At 43.0% G+C, this 18,098-nt stretch carries 14 protein-coding genes; 3 read left to right on the top strand and 11 right to left on the bottom strand.

Going from position 1 to position 18,098, the window contains the following annotated elements:
* Nucleotides 1–13: 13 nt before the first annotated feature.
* The 3 genes from LP316_RS05575 to LP316_RS05565 form a co-directional block, all read right to left on the bottom strand.
* Nucleotides 14–1,153, bottom strand: a complete 1,140-nt coding sequence (locus LP316_RS05575; protein WP_226960810.1) for a hypothetical protein — start codon at nt 1,151–1,153, stop codon at nt 14–16.
* Between the two features lie 42 nt (nt 1,154–1,195).
* Nucleotides 1,196–3,091, bottom strand: coding sequence for a diguanylate cyclase (locus tag LP316_RS05570; protein ID WP_193023189.1), 1,896 nt, complete (start codon nt 3,089–3,091; stop codon nt 1,196–1,198).
* Between the two features lie 181 nt (nt 3,092–3,272).
* A complete protein-coding gene (locus tag LP316_RS05565; protein ID WP_193023187.1) occupies nt 3,273–3,884 on the bottom strand; it encodes a fumarylacetoacetate hydrolase family protein in 612 nt (203 codons plus the stop codon).
* Nucleotides 3,885–4,017: 133 nt separating this feature from the next.
* On the opposite strand from LP316_RS05565, the gene pgi reads away from it, so the two are divergent.
* The 3 genes from pgi (at nt 4,018) to LP316_RS05550 (ending at nt 8,087) form a co-directional block, all read left to right on the top strand.
* A complete protein-coding gene (pgi, locus tag LP316_RS05560; RefSeq protein WP_193023817.1) occupies nt 4,018–5,667 on the top strand; it encodes a glucose-6-phosphate isomerase in 1,650 nt (549 codons plus the stop codon).
* A gap of 585 nt (nt 5,668–6,252) precedes the next feature.
* The gene (locus LP316_RS05555) at nt 6,253–7,668 is read left to right on the top strand and encodes a sodium/proline symporter (RefSeq protein WP_193023185.1); all 1,416 of its coding nucleotides are present in this window, start codon (nt 6,253–6,255) and stop codon (nt 7,666–7,668) included.
* An 11-nt stretch (nt 7,669–7,679) separates the two neighbouring features.
* Nucleotides 7,680–8,087 (top strand): hypothetical protein, encoded by a 408-nt coding sequence (locus LP316_RS05550; RefSeq protein ID WP_193023183.1) that lies wholly within the window; start codon nt 7,680–7,682, stop codon nt 8,085–8,087.
* A 2-nt stretch (nt 8,088–8,089) separates the two neighbouring features.
* Here the strand turns inward: LP316_RS05550 and LP316_RS05545 are convergent, their stop codons facing one another.
* From LP316_RS05545 to mreC, 8 genes are read right to left on the bottom strand one after another with little or no spacing between them, the layout of a single operon-like run.
* A complete protein-coding gene (locus LP316_RS05545; RefSeq protein ID WP_193023181.1) occupies nt 8,090–8,335 on the bottom strand; it encodes a VF530 family DNA-binding protein in 246 nt (81 codons plus the stop codon).
* Entirely contained in the window at nt 8,336–9,778 is a 1,443-nt protein-coding gene (gene tldD, locus LP316_RS05540; RefSeq protein ID WP_193023179.1) for a metalloprotease TldD, read from the bottom strand.
* Nucleotides 9,775–10,611: a carbon-nitrogen hydrolase family protein gene (locus tag LP316_RS05535; protein ID WP_193023177.1), complete on the bottom strand. Its 837-nt coding sequence runs from the start codon at nt 10,609–10,611 to the stop codon at nt 9,775–9,777. Before LP316_RS05535 ends, tldD begins: the two co-directional genes overlap by 4 nt.
* On the bottom strand, nt 10,604–14,623 hold the full coding sequence (locus LP316_RS05530) for a YhdP family protein (protein WP_193023175.1): 4,020 nt from the start codon (nt 14,621–14,623) through the stop codon (nt 10,604–10,606). Before LP316_RS05530 ends, LP316_RS05535 begins: the two co-directional genes overlap by 8 nt.
* Nucleotides 14,623–16,089: a ribonuclease G gene (rng, locus tag LP316_RS05525; protein ID WP_193023167.1), complete on the bottom strand. Its 1,467-nt coding sequence runs from the start codon at nt 16,087–16,089 to the stop codon at nt 14,623–14,625. The genes LP316_RS05530 and rng overlap by 1 nt, the downstream gene beginning before the upstream one ends.
* 8 nt (nt 16,090–16,097) lie before the next feature.
* Nucleotides 16,098–16,697, bottom strand: coding sequence for a Maf family protein (locus tag LP316_RS05520; protein WP_193023164.1), 600 nt, complete (start codon nt 16,695–16,697; stop codon nt 16,098–16,100).
* Between the two features lie 11 nt (nt 16,698–16,708).
* Nucleotides 16,709–17,188, bottom strand: coding sequence for a rod shape-determining protein MreD (gene mreD, locus LP316_RS05515; RefSeq protein ID WP_193023161.1), 480 nt, complete (start codon nt 17,186–17,188; stop codon nt 16,709–16,711).
* Between the two features lie 5 nt (nt 17,189–17,193).
* A complete protein-coding gene (gene mreC / locus LP316_RS05510; protein ID WP_193023158.1) occupies nt 17,194–18,057 on the bottom strand; it encodes a rod shape-determining protein MreC in 864 nt (287 codons plus the stop codon).
* Between the last annotated feature and the right edge of the window lie 41 nt (nt 18,058–18,098).

Here is an 18,098-nt window from a genome sequence, read left to right as displayed (position 1 = left end):
GTGTTTCTACTTTTTATACCGCTGATATGATGACAGGCTGAGGTTGATAACGTGCCAAAATATGTTGTTTTAATTGCGCTCCAGCATCATGCGGGAGATCAATCACGTGAGATTGCACATTACGTGCATGAACAATCAATTGATCAATTTTTTCTGCAAACCATGTGTCATTAGCAAATAAACTAATAGCACCATAGGTGGTGTTTGTGACATTTTTTTGATCGTGTAATGACGAAGGTAAAGTTTGCACTTGAATGACGTGTTCTATGGTTTGGTTAGCCGCCATACTCTCGAGTGCTTCAATAATATTGAGCAGTGCAAAAATGACGTTGATGTAGGGATCATAATGCTGACTTGCGGCGCCTAATCGATGTTCAATACGGGCTGTTGCTTGCCAGTTTTGCTGGCTGAGTAAAACTTGCTGATCTGCGCCGTAAAGCAATGGCTCAACCCCCATCACCTGATTGTGTTTACCTTTGTCTTTGTAAAAAGCGATACTGCCTTGATGACCACCAGAAATATCATAGGGTGAGCATAATTCATCAAACAACCCGTATTGCGTTTTTAAGGCAAAGCGCTCAAAAGCCTCTTCTTCAGGTAGGTAGAGTAAACTGCAGGCTAAGCTAGTTGCGATAAATTGCGCTTGTAAGCGCTCGCCAAAGCTTTGCTCGACCATTAAGTTATTGCCTGCTTGATCAATCACAGAGACATTCATTTGAATAGCATTGGGAATGTGAACACTGCGCGTGTCACGAGAAAATATTTGCCTTGAACCCGCCGCCATTTTACCGCGGTCGCCAGACCAGACAACGGGTTTGATGACCACAGTGCCATAGTGAAATTTATCGAATGCCGATTGCAAGTGTTTGATAACAAAAGCGAGATTTTTGGCTTCTTTGGCTGGTGTTTGGCCAGCAAAGGCGGAAACAAACTCCCATTGATTACGCCAATATTCAGGGATCAGCTGGCCTTGGATATCGTATACTGTTAACCATTGATTAAGTGTTTCAAAGCACACCTTTTTGTGTCCAGTGCTTTGTTGATAACAGCCCTCGAGTTCAAAGTGAACCTTTGCCTGGTAACCATGACTAGTAATAACATCTTGCAAAAACTCAATGATTGCTAGTGCTAAGTGTTGCTTTGAATATTCCAATGTAACTTGCCTTTTACGCATCGCTCGAATAGGCGGTACGTGTTAACTTTTACTGGCAATTTCAGAGTATGCGACTACCTGGTTTTTACCATCATTTTTAGCTTTATAAAGTGCCTTATCAGCACAAATATAAAGTGACTGACTATCTTTGGTATTTTGATCAGCGACCACAAGCCCAACACTGATGGTTACTTTTACTGGCTGCCCATTATCGCGATAGATATGGGTTGTCGATACAGATTCTCGCAAACGCTCGGCGATTTCTATCGCCTGACTTTCATCGATACGAGGGCAAATACACAGAAACTCTTCGCCGCCAATGCGCGCCATTTCATCGCCGACTCGCATGACTTTTTGGCCAACATCGGCAATGGTTTTGATGACTTGGTCACCAAAAGGGTGTCCATATAAATCGTTAATTGATTTAAAGTCGTCTACATCGATTAAAATAGTCGCAAACTCGCCTTTGCCTTGGTATTTCTCAACCAAGCGATCCATATGTTTAAAAATATACCGACGATTATATAAGCCACTTAATGAATCTCTAATCGACAATTCCAAGATACGCTTATTAGTACGTTGCTGAAGGATCATTAGGATGACTATCATGGCAATTATCGCCAACAAACTAAAAATCAAATATGATTTCTGGACATTTTCCTGGTGTTTCTTGTCGATCTCTAGCATTTTTACCCGAGAGCGTTGTTGAAGTAGTGAAATTTCAATATTGTGCCGCTCAACCTCCATTGACGTTCTAACGCGCATCAGCCGCTCACTTGAATTTTTATAAAGTAGTTTAATGAATTTTTCGTAATATTGGCTAATGCGTTGATAGGCTAAGTCCGGGTTTCCCTGTGCATAGGCCAATAAGCCATCGAGCTTTTCGACTTCTAGTTGCCATGTAGTGCCTTGCAACTCAGGAATATCAGCAAAAATATTACGCGCACTATCAATTGCCTGCTGAGCCTTGTCAAGTTGCTCTAATTTGATAAAACAACCAGCTTGGCGCTTGTAAAGCTCGGCAATGTAGTCGATAAAACCACCTTGTGAAATCGCTTTATCGATCACCTTAATTGCGGCTTGACAGTCGCCCTTTTCAGCTAACGTCATCCCTAAGCCATAACTGGCGTAAAAGTTGATTTCAGGGGTCGCGTTATAGGCTATTTTTTCTTGGTAAATATTGAAGTATTCAATCGCCAGATCGTATTTTTTCCAGTAGCGATAGGTGGTTGCTAAACCAAACGTGGCCTCTGCAATATGGTAAACATAACCAAAACGCTCATAGGTTTCTAAGGCTTTTTCATAGTATTCAATCGACTTTTCATATTCATCCATATAGCCGTAGATAGCACCGTATGTTTCATTAATTATCGCGATTAAAAACAAATCGTCTAAGGCAAAAGCTTCGACATAAGCTTCTTGCAGACCAGCAAGTGATGTGTCAAATAACTCAGTTAAACTTCGGGTGTAGGCGAGCTCTTGTTTGGCAACAACATAAACTTCATTTAATTGCTCTTGTTCAGCAACAGTCATCGCCAACTCAAAAGCGTTAACGGCATCGCTGTAACGACTTTCTTGCTGCGCTAAAATACCGCGAAACAACTGAAAGTGACTAATAATTTCTGCCGGTGCACCCGGCTCGATAATTTCAAGCGCATATTCAACGGTTTGTTTAAAGTTTTTAGGTGACCAAATCAATCGCTCTGCTTGAGCTTTGCGCAACAGCCACCAATAATACGTATCTCTATCGGCAGTTTTAGCCACGTCTTGGTAGCTCAGCACTTGTTGATAATAGGCTTTAGGATTAGTGTAGCGAAGGTTTTCTTCATCGCTCAACAGTGAAGCGGGTAAAACATCAGCACTAGCATAAAAGCATGGCATAACAACCAATAGTAAAACTCTGATAATACCTACAACAATCCCCATTTGCGCTCTCATTATACTTCCGCTGTTAACTTTAATTATCGGTTACACCTAAACTTGATAAGCCTTTGCTCTGTCGCAGCTTTTAACTGCATTACATTTTAAGTTGTACTTTGAACAACCCTTATTAAATTTATCAAGATCTTACACTTGGCTAATATTAACGCAATTTAGTGTTGAGTCCTATGCCGTATTTTTAACTACGCCACTTTACTTCAACTAATTTTTCTTGTTGTAGCCAAACACCCCCGACAAAATCACTGTTTTGAGTAACTTCACCAACACCTTGAGGTGTTCCTGTCATGACGATATCTCCGTCCTCTAGGGTTAACCATGATGATAGTTGAGCCAGGATATCACTGGGCTTGTGCATCATAAGTTGATTTGATGCATGTTGTTTGAGCTCACCGTCAATGGTTAGCGATAAGGTTAGTGGAATATCGTTGTCTTCAATCGGCATAAACTCGCTAAACAGTGCCGAGCCGTTAAATGCTTTAGCCTTTTCCCACGGCAAACCTTTGCTTTTCAATTGGCTTTGTAGGCCGCGTTTGGTTAAATCTAACCCTAAAGCAACGGCGCTAAAGCGACCACCTTGATACAAATAAGCTAATTCAGCTTCATAGTGCAATACTTCACCGAGGTGATGTCGGTTAAGCTTTTCGGTTATTGCACTATTAGGTTTTAAAAACACCACCAGTTCATCGGGTACTGCGTTGCCTAATTCTTGAATATGAGCCAAGTAATTGCGCCCAATACAAACTATCTTGCTCGGTGTGATCGCTTGTTTATTAAAAGTAACAGTTTGCATAATCTCTCTTGTACCCAATGATGAAAGGTCAGTTAAAAGCTTTTAATGATTTTATCCTGCTATTATTCTGGCATAATAGCAAAAACTAAATATGCCATCATTAAAAGATAAAACAGGGTTTATAAAGGTCACTATGGACGCACGACAATCACTTCCGGCATGGCAAGCGCTAACACAACATGCCAACATGATGAAAACAAAGCACATGAAGGATTTGTTTTCACAAGATACTGAAAGGTTTAACAAATACAGCGTCAAACTCCCTAAAATTCTCTTTGATTATTCTAAAAACTTAATCGACCAGCAGACCATAACCCAGCTCGTTGAATTGGCTAAGCAGTGTCAAGTCGAGCAGTGGCGCGAGCGCATGTTTGCCGGTGAGCATATCAATACGACCGAAGATCGCGCCGTTTTACACGTTGCCTTGCGCGATCGACTCGACAATGCCAAAGAACTCGATGGCGTTGATATTAATCAGCAAATAGCAGCGACCCAACAACAAATGGCGGCATTTTGTGACTGTGTGCGCTCAGGCCAATGGCGCGGTTATTCAGGTAAAGCGATCACCGATGTTGTTAGTATCGGTGTTGGCGGCTCTAACCTCGGCCCGCAAATGGTGACTGAAGCGCTTCATCAATACAGTGACGGGCAACTCAAGATGCATTACGTGTCGAATGTTGACGGCACGCAAATCGCCAATGTATTGAAACCGTTAAATCCTGAAACCGTATTATTTATTGTCTCGAGTAAAACCTTCACAACAACAGAAACCATGACCAACGCCCACACGGCGATGCAATGGTTAACCACAGCAGCGCAAGACACTTCTATCGTTGCTAAACATTTTGTTGCGGTTACAGCTAACAAGAGCAATGCGATAAAATTTGGCATTAGCCAAGACAATATTTTCAATATGTGGGATTGGGTTGGCGGCCGATTCTCTTTGTGGTCAGCTATCGGTTTGCCGATTGCACTTGATTTGGGCTTTGACCAATTCAAGCAATTACTCGACGGCGCATACGAAGTTGATCAGCACTTTTTAACGGCCGAACTAGAACAAAACATTCCGGTATTAATGGCATTAATGAGCTTGTGGAACACTACGTTTTTAGGTGCTCAGTCACAAGCCATATTGCCATACGACCAATCGCTACACATGCTCAGTGCATACCTACAACAAGCAGAAATGGAAAGTAACGGTAAGTCAGTTAACTGGCAGGGTGAAAAGGTTGATTACCCAACCGTACCATCTATTTGGGGAGAGTTAGGCATTAATGGCCAACACGCGTTTTATCAATACCTCCACCAAAGTAATAATATTGTTCCTGCTGATTTTATTGGTTCGGTTGAGAGCGTTACCCCAGTTGAAGGGCATCACGAAACCTTAATGGCGAACTTTTTTGCCCAAACCCAAGCATTAATGCAAGGTGTCACTGAACAAGAAGTTCGCGCGGATTTAAAAATGCGCGGCCGCAGCGATGATTACATCAATAAAGTTGCACCACACAAAGTGCATCTGGGCAATAGGCCAACCAACACGTTATTAATGAAACGAATTTCACCGCGCTCGATCGGCAATTTAATAGCGCTTTATGAGCACAAAATTTTTGTCCAAGGTATTATTTTACAAATTTGCTCATTTGATCAATGGGGTGTTGAGCTAGGCAAGACACTGGCTAATAAGATTCAACAAGAACTAGAATCTGGGCAAGTTAATCCAAATCACGATAGCTCGACCCAAGGTTTGCTTGCCCACTATCACGCAATGAAAAGCGAAAGCTAATCCGTTTTAACTTAACCAACTAAGCCGCTTGCTGCGGCTTTTTTGTACATTAGTACAGGTTTCAATAGCTGCCCTGCTGCTAACCCCAAGTTATACCAATTTTTTGCCACACTTCGAAAAAAATCGAGACTCGAATTACACACCAATCCCATTCGCAATAGATTAATTTTTCACTTCCATGTTTATTGCTGGGTGAGGCAGGACGCCGAGCACTGATGCAATACAGGACGTATCTTCTTCAGGAACAGCTAATAAACACAAGTGAAAAATTAATGTTGTCTATTGCGTGGGCGCCGAGGGAGATTAAAGAGGGAAACAGGCGCTTTTTCCCTCTTTAGTGCTGTCGGCACCCCGACAATAAAACCTTAAAAAACCACTGAACTTAATAGTATTTTTACTAAAAAGTGACCAAAGCCTCGAATAATCATTAGTTAATATTTTGCAGATAATTGTTTATACCGTACTGAAACGATTAATTTTACAGGGCTACAACACCCCTTAGAAAAACACATTTGAAAGTTCTACACGCTTTAGTAGACTGATCAACAAAACCAATAATAAAAATAACAAAGCCTTCATCACACTATGGAATATCATCACGCTGTCCTCATTACCCTGATCGTATATAAGCTTGTCCTTATTGGCATCGGCTTGTGGAGTAATCAACGCAACCATTCAACTCAAGATTACTTTATTGGCAGCCATTCGCTTGGCCCATGGGTCGCAGCCGTAAGCTCGGCAGCCAGTGCATCATCAGCTTGGTCATTATTAGGGATGAGTGGAGCGGCTTATATTATGGGTGTATCAGCGGCTTGGATACCACCGGGCATCATTTGCGGTTATATCTTTAATTGGTTTTGGTTAGCCCCAAGGCTGCAAAAACTTACCCAAGAGAAAAAATCGGTCACCCTTACCGAGTTGCTTGCCGAAGACACTGGCAAATACAAACGCAGTATTACCCTATTATGCTCACTGGCGATTATTTTCGCCTTTAGCTTTTATATCGCTGCTCAATTTCAAGCTGCAGGTAAAACGTTTGCCAGTACCTTTGATATGTCGATGACGGCAAGCATAGTGCTAGGTACTGTCATTATTCTTATTTATACTTTACTTGGCGGTTTTTGGGCGGTGAGTATTACCGACACCCTACAAGGGCTTTTGATGGCAGCAACTAGCTTTTTATTGCCAATTTTTGCTCTATGGGCTATTGGTGGCCCCGTTGAATTGTGGCAGCAGATGCAAACAACATTTGCCGGCGAACAGCTCAACGCCTTTAGTACTCACTCTGGCATGCTGGCACTCGGTTTTGTGCTTGGTCTCATGGGTATAGGTTTAGGTAACTGTGGCCAACCACACGTTGTTAATCGATTGATGGCAATTAAGTCTCAACAAGCGATAAAACAAGGTAGAATCATTGCTATTAGCTGGGCGACTATTGTTTACGGCGGCATGGTAATCGTCGGTTGGTCAGCGAAAGTGTTAATTGAACCGGTTGCCGATCAAGAGCAGGCATTTTTTGTGTTAACTGCGGAGCTGTTCTCTCCAATTATTGCCGGTATTATTATCGCAGCTGTGCTTTCAGCTATTATGTCGACCGCCGATAGCCAATTATTAGTGAGTGCTTCAGCACTGTCATACGATGTTGCTCAACTGCAAAGTCATCGCAAAGGTTTAATTTATTCCCGTTTAACCGTTGTTTTAATGTGTTTAATTTCAACCTTGATCGCTCTATTCGCGCCTGAAGATATTTTCACTCGGGTGTTATTTGCTTGGAACGCACTGGGGGCTGCTTTTGGTCCATTATTAGTGGTGCGTGTTTGTAGCCAACGAGTTGATGGCTTATATGCTTTTATGGCTATTTTTACTGGCTTTTTTACTACCATAGCGCTTAGCTTTATACCGTCAGCACCGGGCGACTACCTTGAGCGACTCGTGCCGTTTTTCCTTGCTTTCTTTATCGCTTGGTTAGGCAGAACTCAGCCGCAAACACAAACAAGTTAAGGAAACACCACATGGCTAATTTATTTCCATTGCAACTCAGTGCAAGTAAAACCCTGCTTGAACTATCGCCGATACTGTCGGCAGCGTTAACGAATACCGAGGCTTGGTTAAATTTCCAAACCATGGGCTTAAACTGGTTTGCCGATGAGGCCAATAGCCCGCGATTTCGCTATCGCTTTGTCAGCCAAGAAGAGTTAAACCTACAATCTAACGATGGTTTAGCGTGGCAGCACGAAGCGCCAAATAGTGCTTTTATAGCCCAGAGCCAATCGCTCAACTGTGTTATTTTGATTGCCTTGACCGAGGAAATCGCCAAGCTAAGCGAGCAGATCGCTATTGAGAATATATTGCGAGAGCGCTTAGTTGAAGTCACTAACGCTCGCGCTCAAGTATTAAATTTTGAACCAATAGGTTTATAGGGCTAGTCAATTTTAGGCCAAACAAAGCCGTGAAAAGTATTGATATATAGCTGTTCCACTTCAGCCCTAGCCCAAGGGGTTTTGCGTAAAAACGCCAAGCTAGACTTAATGCTAGGATCAAATTTAAAGCAACGAATATCTACCGTTTGTGCCATTTTTTCCCAGCCTATTTCGGCAACTAACCGCTCCAGCATCATCGCTAATGTGATGCCGTGCAGCGGATTATTAGGTTGCGCTTGTTGACTCATTTACTGAGTACCACCTATGGTCATTTCATCGATCTTTAACGTCGGTTGGCCAACACCAACAGGGACACTTTGACCATCTTTACCGCACACACCAACGCCAGCGTCAAGAGCCAAATCATTACCCACCATAGAGACCTTTTTCATTGACTCAGGGCCACTACCAATTAAGGTAGCCCCTTTAACTGGCGAAGTAATTTCGCCGTTTTCAATTAAATAGGCTTCAGCACTGGTAAAAACAAACTTGCCAGAGGTGATATCAACCTGACCACCTGCGAAGTTTGGTGCGTAGATACCTTTTTTCACGGTTTTGATAATATCTTTCGGATCGTGCTCGCCCGCCAACATATAGGTATTCGTCATCCTTGGCATTGGCAAGTGAGCATAAGATTCACGACGACCATTCCCCGTTGGGGCAACACCCATTAACTTAGCATTGTGCTTATCTTGCATATAACCTTTGAGAATGCCTTTCTCGATCAACACATTGTATTGGCCTGGCGTGCCTTCGTCGTCGATATTTAAGGAGCCACGACGATTCGCTAGGGTGCCATCGTCAACAATTGTGCAGTGCTGCGAGGCGACTTGTTGGCCGACCTTGCCAGAGAACGCCGATGAACCTTTGCGGTTAAAGTCGCCTTCTAAGCCATGGCCAACGGCTTCGTGCAATAGAACGCCTGGCCAACCCGAGCCTAAAACAACAGGGAAACTACCCGCAGGTGCGGCAATTGCAACCAAATTCACTAACGCTTGGCGAACCGCTTCTTCGGCATAGTGTAAATAGCGCGCTTTATTACCCTGGGCTTCGAAAAAGTAACTGTAGTCTGTTCTCGCACCGCCACCTGAGCTGCCGCGCTCTCGCTTGCCGTTTTCTTCAACCAAGACTGAGCAGTTAAGCCTGACTAATGGGCGAATATCGGTTGCGTAAGTGCCGTCGGTTGCCGCAACTAATACTTTTTCATAAACGCCACTTAAGCTAACAATCACTTGAGATACGCGTTTATCGACGCTTCGGGCATGGGCTTCAACTTCGTGTAATAAGTTAATTTTTTGCTCTTGTGACAAACTGCCTAGCGGATCGCGTTCGGTAAAAATTTTCTTGTGTTTATCTGCTTTAAACGCCTGAACTGAACCGCTTTTATCTGCCAGTGCAATACCTTTAGCCGCATCAGCTGCTTGGTTGATGGCCAACGCTGAAATATCATCTGAGTAGGCAAAACCGGTTTTCTCGCCAGTAATCGCGCGTACCCCAACACCTTGTTCAATATTGTATGAGCCTTCTTTGACAATACCGTCTTCTAACATCCATGATTCGTGTTGGCTCGACTGAAAATACAGATCGGCAAAATCGACATTGCGCTCGACGATACGGGCCAACGCTTGTTGTAAAAAGCCCTTGTCTAATTGGCTTTGGGCTAGTAATTCTTGTTCAACAATATTGCTCATTTAATTAACTCAGTTTTAAATTGATTGTGCGTATTTACCGGCATCGATTGACGAATTTTATCAATACTTTTTAAGCTAAAGTCAACGGTAACACTGCCTTCACCCTCAGGGACACAGGCGAGCACCTCACCCCATGGCGAAATAACCATAGAATGACCCCAGGTTTCACGGCCGTTAGCGTGTTTACCTTGTTGCCCTGCAGCAACAATATAGCATTGATTTTCTATTGCTCTTGCCTGCAGCAATGCTTGCCAATGGGCTTGGCCAGTAACTTTGGTAAACGCTGCCGGGACAGTAATCACATCAACACCACGTTGACTCAATACGCGATAAAGCTCAGGAAAGCGCAAATCATAACACACTGTTAGGCCTAACGTGGCAAAAGGTAAATCTATGTGTTTCACCTCATTACCGGCTTGGGTGTATTTTGATTCCAAATAGTTTTTTTCACTATCTTCTACGACAACATCGAACAAATGGATTTTATCGTAATAACACAGTGTTTGCCCTTGTGGCGAAAAAACATAACTGCGATTGTAAAATTTATCAGTATTAGCGGTTAGACAAGGAATAGTGCCAGCCACTAAATATAACTTATGTCGCTGAGCTAAGTTTGCTAATTGACTCACCAAGCTATTGTGCTTTTCGCTACCACTCTTTTTTGCCAATGCTAATTGTTCCGCATCTCGACCACCAAAAAACAGACAGCACTCTGGCAATAGTACGAGGTGCTCATCGTCGTGTGGCAATTGACTAAGCAAACGGTCAATGGTTTCAAGATTGTGGTCAACGTTTGGCGTAGTGGTCAGTTGAATAGCCGATAACTTAGCCATTTATCGCTCCTTGAATGTTGTCTTTTTTCTCTTTTTGTTCGGGAAAGTCGACAGATTCTTTTTTCAACGGTGTTACTTTACCCGGCAATGGTGGTTGCTGTGGTTTCGTGGTGTCTGGCTCCTGAGGTAGTTGCTCAACGATTTGTGGCGGCGTTGATCGGCCAACACTAATATTGGTATTTTTGCGATCCACTTGAACCAGATTTGGCTCGTCAATAGTGCCTGATAAAACAAACTTGAATTCTTGAACAACGGTTGAAGTAATCACTTCATCAATTGCGATACCGGCTAAAAACGTCACGGGATTTAACGTTGCGATCCAAGCAAGTGCCGGCAAGCTCGAGGTTAAATTGGGCTTATAAAGCATTTCATAATCGAGCTCTTGCTCGACTAAGTTAGTATTACCTTTAACCGCTAAATCACCGGCAGAACCTTTCATTTTAATGTTGTCGGTGTAGACTACCCCCTGCTCAACAGTTAAATCACCTTTAATTGAACTGTAAAACATGCCGTCGGCAAAAATATCGCGAAAATCTAGCGTTAATTTGCGCACCAATGACTGTAAACTCAGCAAAGAAAATAGCTTTGCGCCTTTTTCACTGACATCGGCGACATAACCGTCGTCAAAAGCAACGCTCACCTGACCATTGAGGTTAGCCAAATCAAAGCTCGGTGGACTGCCAAGCCAATTGAGCTCATAACGCGTTTTCATGCCAGAATCTTTGATTGCTGACGCAACTTCAAGGCGACCGAGTTCACTTTCAACATCTTTAACGTTTAACGTGCCGACAATTTGGGTGCTTGAGTAGTCGCCCTGCAATAACCATTGACCATCAAACTTTACTGCTAGGCCATCTCGACTGGCAGAAAAGTTTTTAAGTGCGATAATTTCACCAGAGCTACGGGCTATCTCGAAATCAATAACACCTAAGTCAAGCAAACCAAAGCGACAGCTATCGCAATGTACTTTCATCGGCGGCATGCCATCAAAAATATCTTTTTCTTGATGTAATAAGCCCTCGGCTTGTTCAAGGTGGAACTGGCCTGATTGGGCAATAACGTCCTCGACTTCCTCGACGACCCCTTGTTGAACGGGCAAGTTGAGAAAGTCGATATTGACATCAACACCTTGCTCATACCAATCAGGATAAAACTTCACTTGGCTTCGGCCTTCTTTAGCATTGAGCTGAAGTAACCACCAATGGGTTTTGTCAAAAATATTAAATGAGATGTCGGTTAATTGATGCCCCCAAAGATCGAGGCTAGCAATTGTCCCGCGAATACGCTCTGGTTTTTCCAATAGCGGTGTTTGTTTGTCGGTGTTTTCGCTTTTAACTTTGTCGACAGATTCTATAATGTCGCGAACAAAAGGGTGCCACTGGGTGAACATTGCATTATCAAGCTTCATAGTGATATGAAAGCCATCAGTTGGCAGCATCATTTTCTCTTCGCCTAAAACTAAATGTGCTCGGTTAAAACTGGCGCTTTCGTGTGCTAACACACCGTAAAAACTCAAATTCTCGCCCAGTAAAGCATCAATAGTTGAGCTGTTGTTATCGCCTTTAGCAACAATACTCAAATCAGCAGTTTGCTCAGCGGTTAACGAATAAGGTTCGGGGAAGTTTAATTGACTACCTGCTAAATCTGATGCTGCGGTAAGTTGATAGTTAAAATTGCCACCATCGACATTAAACAATTTGAGTTGTCCTTGCCATGTTAACTCACCAGCTAGATACGGTGAAAACTTAGCGGGGATTTCACTTTGCCACGTCGCTTGTGGCCACTTGGCATGAATATCAATCAGCGTTTGGTAAAAGTTATCTTGCTTTTCACCCTGAGCAACTAACTGCATCGGCTTATCTCGCCAAAGCAAGGTCAAATCTTCTACGGTGATCTTGTCATTACTAAAGCTGAGTTGACCGTTAACTTGATGAAAGTTCATTTCTGGTGCGGCCAGTTCTATTAAATTATCGTTAAACTGAACCTGACCACTCGCTACCACCGCTTGCGTATCTTTTAGCGGTAGATTCAAATTAAAATGTCCTGAAACCGGTTGGCTAATCTTAACTTGATCAAGCACCTTAGCCACGGATTGCTCTAACGGGCTCTGACTGAGTAAACGGTGAATATCTGCTGGTGACTGCTGTTCAATCGGCGCATCGACAACTAAAACGTTTTCCCCTTTAAGCTCGTCAATCCTTGCGATAACCCGATCAACCGACAAACCACTGAGATCGCCCCCGCGCGTTGTAATTGTCATCGAGTTATTAGTGAAATCTAAATGAGCATCAAGGTTTTCAATCGCTGGCCAGTTTTGATCGAACTGGAAAGACGCTTGTTGTAAATCAGCCTGAACACTGAAGATCCCTTGATTGTTATTAAACGGAAAATCAGCAAATTTACCGTGATAAATCACAGTTGCTAATGGAATTTGCCCCGAGATTATACTGTTTTCTAAATAGCCCACTAAGTTTTCTGTCATCGATTTTAGCGGATAATAATAGCGGGCATTGGCGGCATCAATATCTCGCGCATTGGCTACTAACGCCATACTCGGCGCATCATTATTCGGAAAATCAAGGGTTAACTCACCATCTAAGGTAAGCTCTTGCGATAAAAGCTTTAGCTGTTTAACCGCTACCGCTATGCCGTTATCAGATTGTTCAATTTGAATATTTGATGAAATTGCTTGATAAGGAATCGGGCGATAAAAGCCATTGTCAAAGTCAAAATAACCATCACTACCACTGAGTGTGATAGCGGTTTGTTGACCTTGATGCGCGATGCTAGCATATAGCGAGGTTGTCGCAGGAATACCGCTAGCATGCGCATTGCTAAAATCAGTTAACTCAGCAACTAGCTTAAGCTGTTCATCATAGCGGATAAACACATCGTTAAGCTGCCCTTGCGGTGACAACTTTTTTAGCATTGCCTGACTTTCTGGGGTTTGAACGAGTACTGAGGCTACGGTATTGACGCCAGCCACATCAAGGCTTGAAATATAGCTAAATAGGGTGTCGTTTTGAGCTTCTAAATAAAATGCCAATGGCGCGTGTTGTGTTTCGTTGGTTTGCCAAATAATATTATTTGAAGCCAAGTCAAACTGCTTGCGGCTCTGGTTGTAATGGCCAACGATTTGTCCTTGATTAATACTCAGCGTTTGCGCTTCATCGCCCGACTGCCAAACAAAATTACTTTTGCCAAACTCCAACTGCAACAGATTAGGCATACCATTGCTTATCGTTTGCCAAACTTGGAAGTTAATTTGTGAATCAACCTTGTTATTGCTAACCGATAAAACTTGCTGAAGCCATGGGGTTACGTCGATATTATTTGCTTCAACATAAGCCATACCCGATAGCTCATCTAGTTCATCACCAGTGAACGCTAACTGCAGTTTTAAATTATTTGACGAGACGCCATCGACAATAATCTCACCCTCGCCTAAGTGTTTTAGGCCGATGTTTTGCCACCGTAATTTAGCGATGGTTAGTGAACGCTGACTTTCGCCATCAATGACATTGAGTCGACTGTCGCGTAGGGTAACGTGAGGAATTTGCGAAAGAAAGATATCGGCAGCGGTTTCAATTACCTCGACGACACTGGCATTGGATTTACTGCGTTCAAAAAGCTCTGGATTAAGTGTTGCATTAAGCCCGCGGATATCAAATTGGCTCGATACTAACTTTTGATTGAGCACACTTGCCCAAAAATCCAATTCAAAGCCAAAATTGGCAACATCGATCTGTAAACCGGAAATATCAATTAGCGAAACGTTTTGCGCAACCATCGTCGGGCCAGTCCCCGACCAACCAACACTTAACCCACCGATTTCAATATCTGCGTTAAAGCGTTGATTAATATAATCTTGTAATTCAACACGGTAGTTGTCAGCGTACGGTAATAACAAGCGCGCACTCGAGAGTAACACGGCAAATAAGACGAGAAAAACCGCGACTAATTTAAATAGTCGATTTAACCAGCGATTTAATATTCTCGAGCCGCCTTTCATTACATCATTACCACGTCAAACTGCTCTTGATTGTATAGCGGTTCCGTTTGAATTTTCACTTGCTTGCCGATAAACACTTCCGTTTCCGCCAAGTGGTGATATTCGTCATCAATCAATGCTTCACTCACGGCAGGCGATGCGTAGACGATAAACTTATCGGAGTCGTAAGCGCGATTGACTCGGACAATTTCGCGTAAAATTTCATAACAAACGGTTTCAACTGTTTTTAGCTGGCCGCGCCCTTGGCATGAGCTGCACTCACCACACAAAATATGCTCTAAGCTTTCACGAGTGCGCTTGCGGGTCATTTGCACTAATCCTAATGGCGAAAAGTCATGGACGCTAAATTTGACCTTGTCTTTCGATAAAGCCGTTTCAAGACTGTGTAATACCCGCTTTTTGTGATCGTCAATGGTCATATCGATAAAATCGATAATAATAATACCCCCCAAATTGCGTAACCTGAGTTGGCGAGCAATCGCCTGTGTCGCTTCAATATTGGTATTGAAAATGGTTTCATCAAGATTGCGATGGCCAACAAAAGCGCCGGTATTAATATCGATCGTGGTCATGGCTTCAGTTTGATCAATGATCAAATAGCCACCTGATTTCAATTCGATTTTACGTTGTAAGGCGCGCTGAATTTCGGCCTCGACATCAAACAAATCAAAAATGGGCCGCTCACCTGGGTAGTATTCCAGCACTTTTGATAGTTCAGGCACAAATTCTTGGGTAAATTCCATAAGTTGATCAAAGGTCAATTTTGAGTCTATTCTAACCCGCTCAAGCTCAATGCCAACGAAATCGCGCAGTACCCGAAAAGTTAACGCGAGATCTTGATATATCGGTTTTTTGGTTTGACGACGCTTTTTTCGCTCCAACACTTTGTGCCAAACGCGGCGTAAAAATTCCGCATCGTGTTGCAGCTCTTGTTCGCCGGCACCTTCGGCAGCAGTGCGAACAATAAAGCCGTGCGTATCATCACAATAAGGAGAAACCAGTGATTTTAATCTCTGTCGTTCTTCAACATCTTCGATCCGTTGAGAAATACCGGCGTGGCTAGCATCAGGCATTAACACTAAATAACGCGAGGCTATGGTAATATCTGTCGTCAAGCGGGCACCTTTAGTGCCGAGAGGATCTTTGACGACTTGAACCATCAAAAATTGTCCTTCGTGAACGAGTGAACGAATATCGGGAACGGTCTGTGTATCCTCATTACTGTCGTTGGTGATCAGTTTAGAGTTGATATCAGCGGCATGTAAGAATGCCGCGCGATCTAAATTAATATCGACAAAAGCCGCTTGCATACCGGGTAAAACTCTTATCACCTTACCCAAATAGATGTTGCCAACCAATCCTCGTTTGGCTTCTCTTTCTATGTGAACTTCCTGTAATACGCCGTTTTCGATTAACGCAACGCGAGTTTCACTCGGTGTTACATTAACTAATAGTTCACCACTCATTAAACCACCTAGCTTTGCATCATTGATGTAGGACAACCGTGTTTTGCCATCAGTTGTGCTGTCTCATATAACGGTAGACCAACTACAGCAGAATAACTACCTTTGATACCCGTCACAAATTGACCGGCAATACCTTGAATTCCGTAGCTACCCGCTTTATCTTTTGGCTCGCCAGAGCGCCAATAGTTCAGAATTTCCTGAGCACTTAACGCTTTAAATGTAACATCTGTTGTCACTAACGTTACATCAACCTCATGGTTAACGGCGATCGCAACAGCGGTCAGTACTTGGTGAGTATTGCCTGATAACATGGCCAGCATGGCCTTGGCGTCGTCAACGTCTTTTGGCTTACCCAAAATTTTATCTTCAAAAACAACACAAGTATCTGAGCCAATCACTAAAGTTTGATCGCCGTGATCTTGTGCTAGCGCCTTTTCTTTTGCCATTCTCGTGACATAAGATTGCGGTGACTCGCCAACAAGCACAGACTCATCAATATCACTGGCCTTAGTGACAAATTCAAAGCCGAGTTGACTCAGCAGCTCCTTGCGTCTGGGAGATTGAGAAGCCAAAACAATGTTCGGCTGTTTGTGATTTTGAAAAACCATAATGATATTAACTACTTAATTTTAAAATGTTGACGCGTTTTTCGTAAGATCAAAAATGCCCATGGCCATAACACCATTGAGGTAATCACCGGATATAAATAACTCGGTAAAAATACGACATCGGTCAATAGCCGCTGCAGCCAAAACACAATTAAGTGGAATAATGCCGCTAATACACCGACCACTAAAGATTGCTGCCAAAGTGAGAAATTTCTGATTTTCTGATAATTACCTGAGGCAATGTAAATGGTTATTGCTAGGGCGGCAGCATGAACCCCCAAAATTGAGCCCAATAAAATATCGAGGAGTAAGCCCATTACCCACGCTGTGATCACGTTGACTCGATTTGGCAAGGCTATCGCCCAATACATAGTGACCACTAATACCCAGTCAGGCCGGAATATATCTAAGCTAATCGGCATAGGCATAATCGCCGCAATTAAGGACAATAATAGGGTCAGTAAAATAATAATTCCGTTATGAGCAAACACAGTGATTACTTATCCTCTGTCGCTGTTTGTGGGCTAGCAAATTCTTCGACAGGCTCTGGCCACAATAACAACATATAACGCAAGCGATCGATCTGGGCTATTGGCTCTGCAATAACTTGAGCAAAGGCACGCGTTTCATCTTTTTGCACATAAGTGACTTGAGCCACCGGATAGCCTTCAGGGAATTTACCGCCTAAACCTGAAGTAACAAGAATATCGCCTTCTTCGATATCCGTGCTGTGTGCCACGTGATTGACGATTAACCGCCTAATATTGCCGCTACCCGATGCAATTAATCGAACACCATTGCGTTTGATCCGCAATGGAATAGCATGACTAACATCAGAGATTAATAAAATACGGCTATTGGTCGCCCCCGCGTGCAACACTTGGCCGACAACACCTAAATCATCAATCACTGGCTGCCCTTCGTAAACATCGTCGTTCAAGCCTTTGTTAATCAAAATTTGATGACTATAAGGATCGGTATCTACAGCCAAAATTTCAGCAACCATTTTTTTGACTTGAGGTCGAACCGGTGACGCCAGTAATGAACGGAGTCGGCTATTTTCACGGCGCAAAATATCAAGCTGTATAGCTTGCTCGTTGAACAATAACTGCTGAGATTTAAATTGTTGATTTTCTTTAATTAGCTGTTTTCTTGTCGCGAGGTTTTCTACGGCCCAATTCATCATCTGTTTTGGTGCATTAGCGATGTATTGCAACGGGCTCACCATCGACTGCAAGTACCCTCGCACGCTATCAAAACTTTGTAATTTATGATCGAAAAAAATCAGTAGCATAGAACAACAAAGCACCAAAACGAGTCGGTGCTGTGCAGAAGGGCCATGTTTAAAAATAGGATTCATTAAATTCGAATCACCTTTTAATTAAGGGCAACCAAGAGGGG

Origin of the sequence: Thalassotalea sp. LPB0316 (genome assembly GCF_014898095.1) — a bacterium.
Classification (GTDB): Bacteria; Pseudomonadota; Gammaproteobacteria; order Enterobacterales; family Alteromonadaceae; genus Thalassotalea_G.
This window is presented reverse-complemented; position numbering and strand designations above follow the sequence as displayed.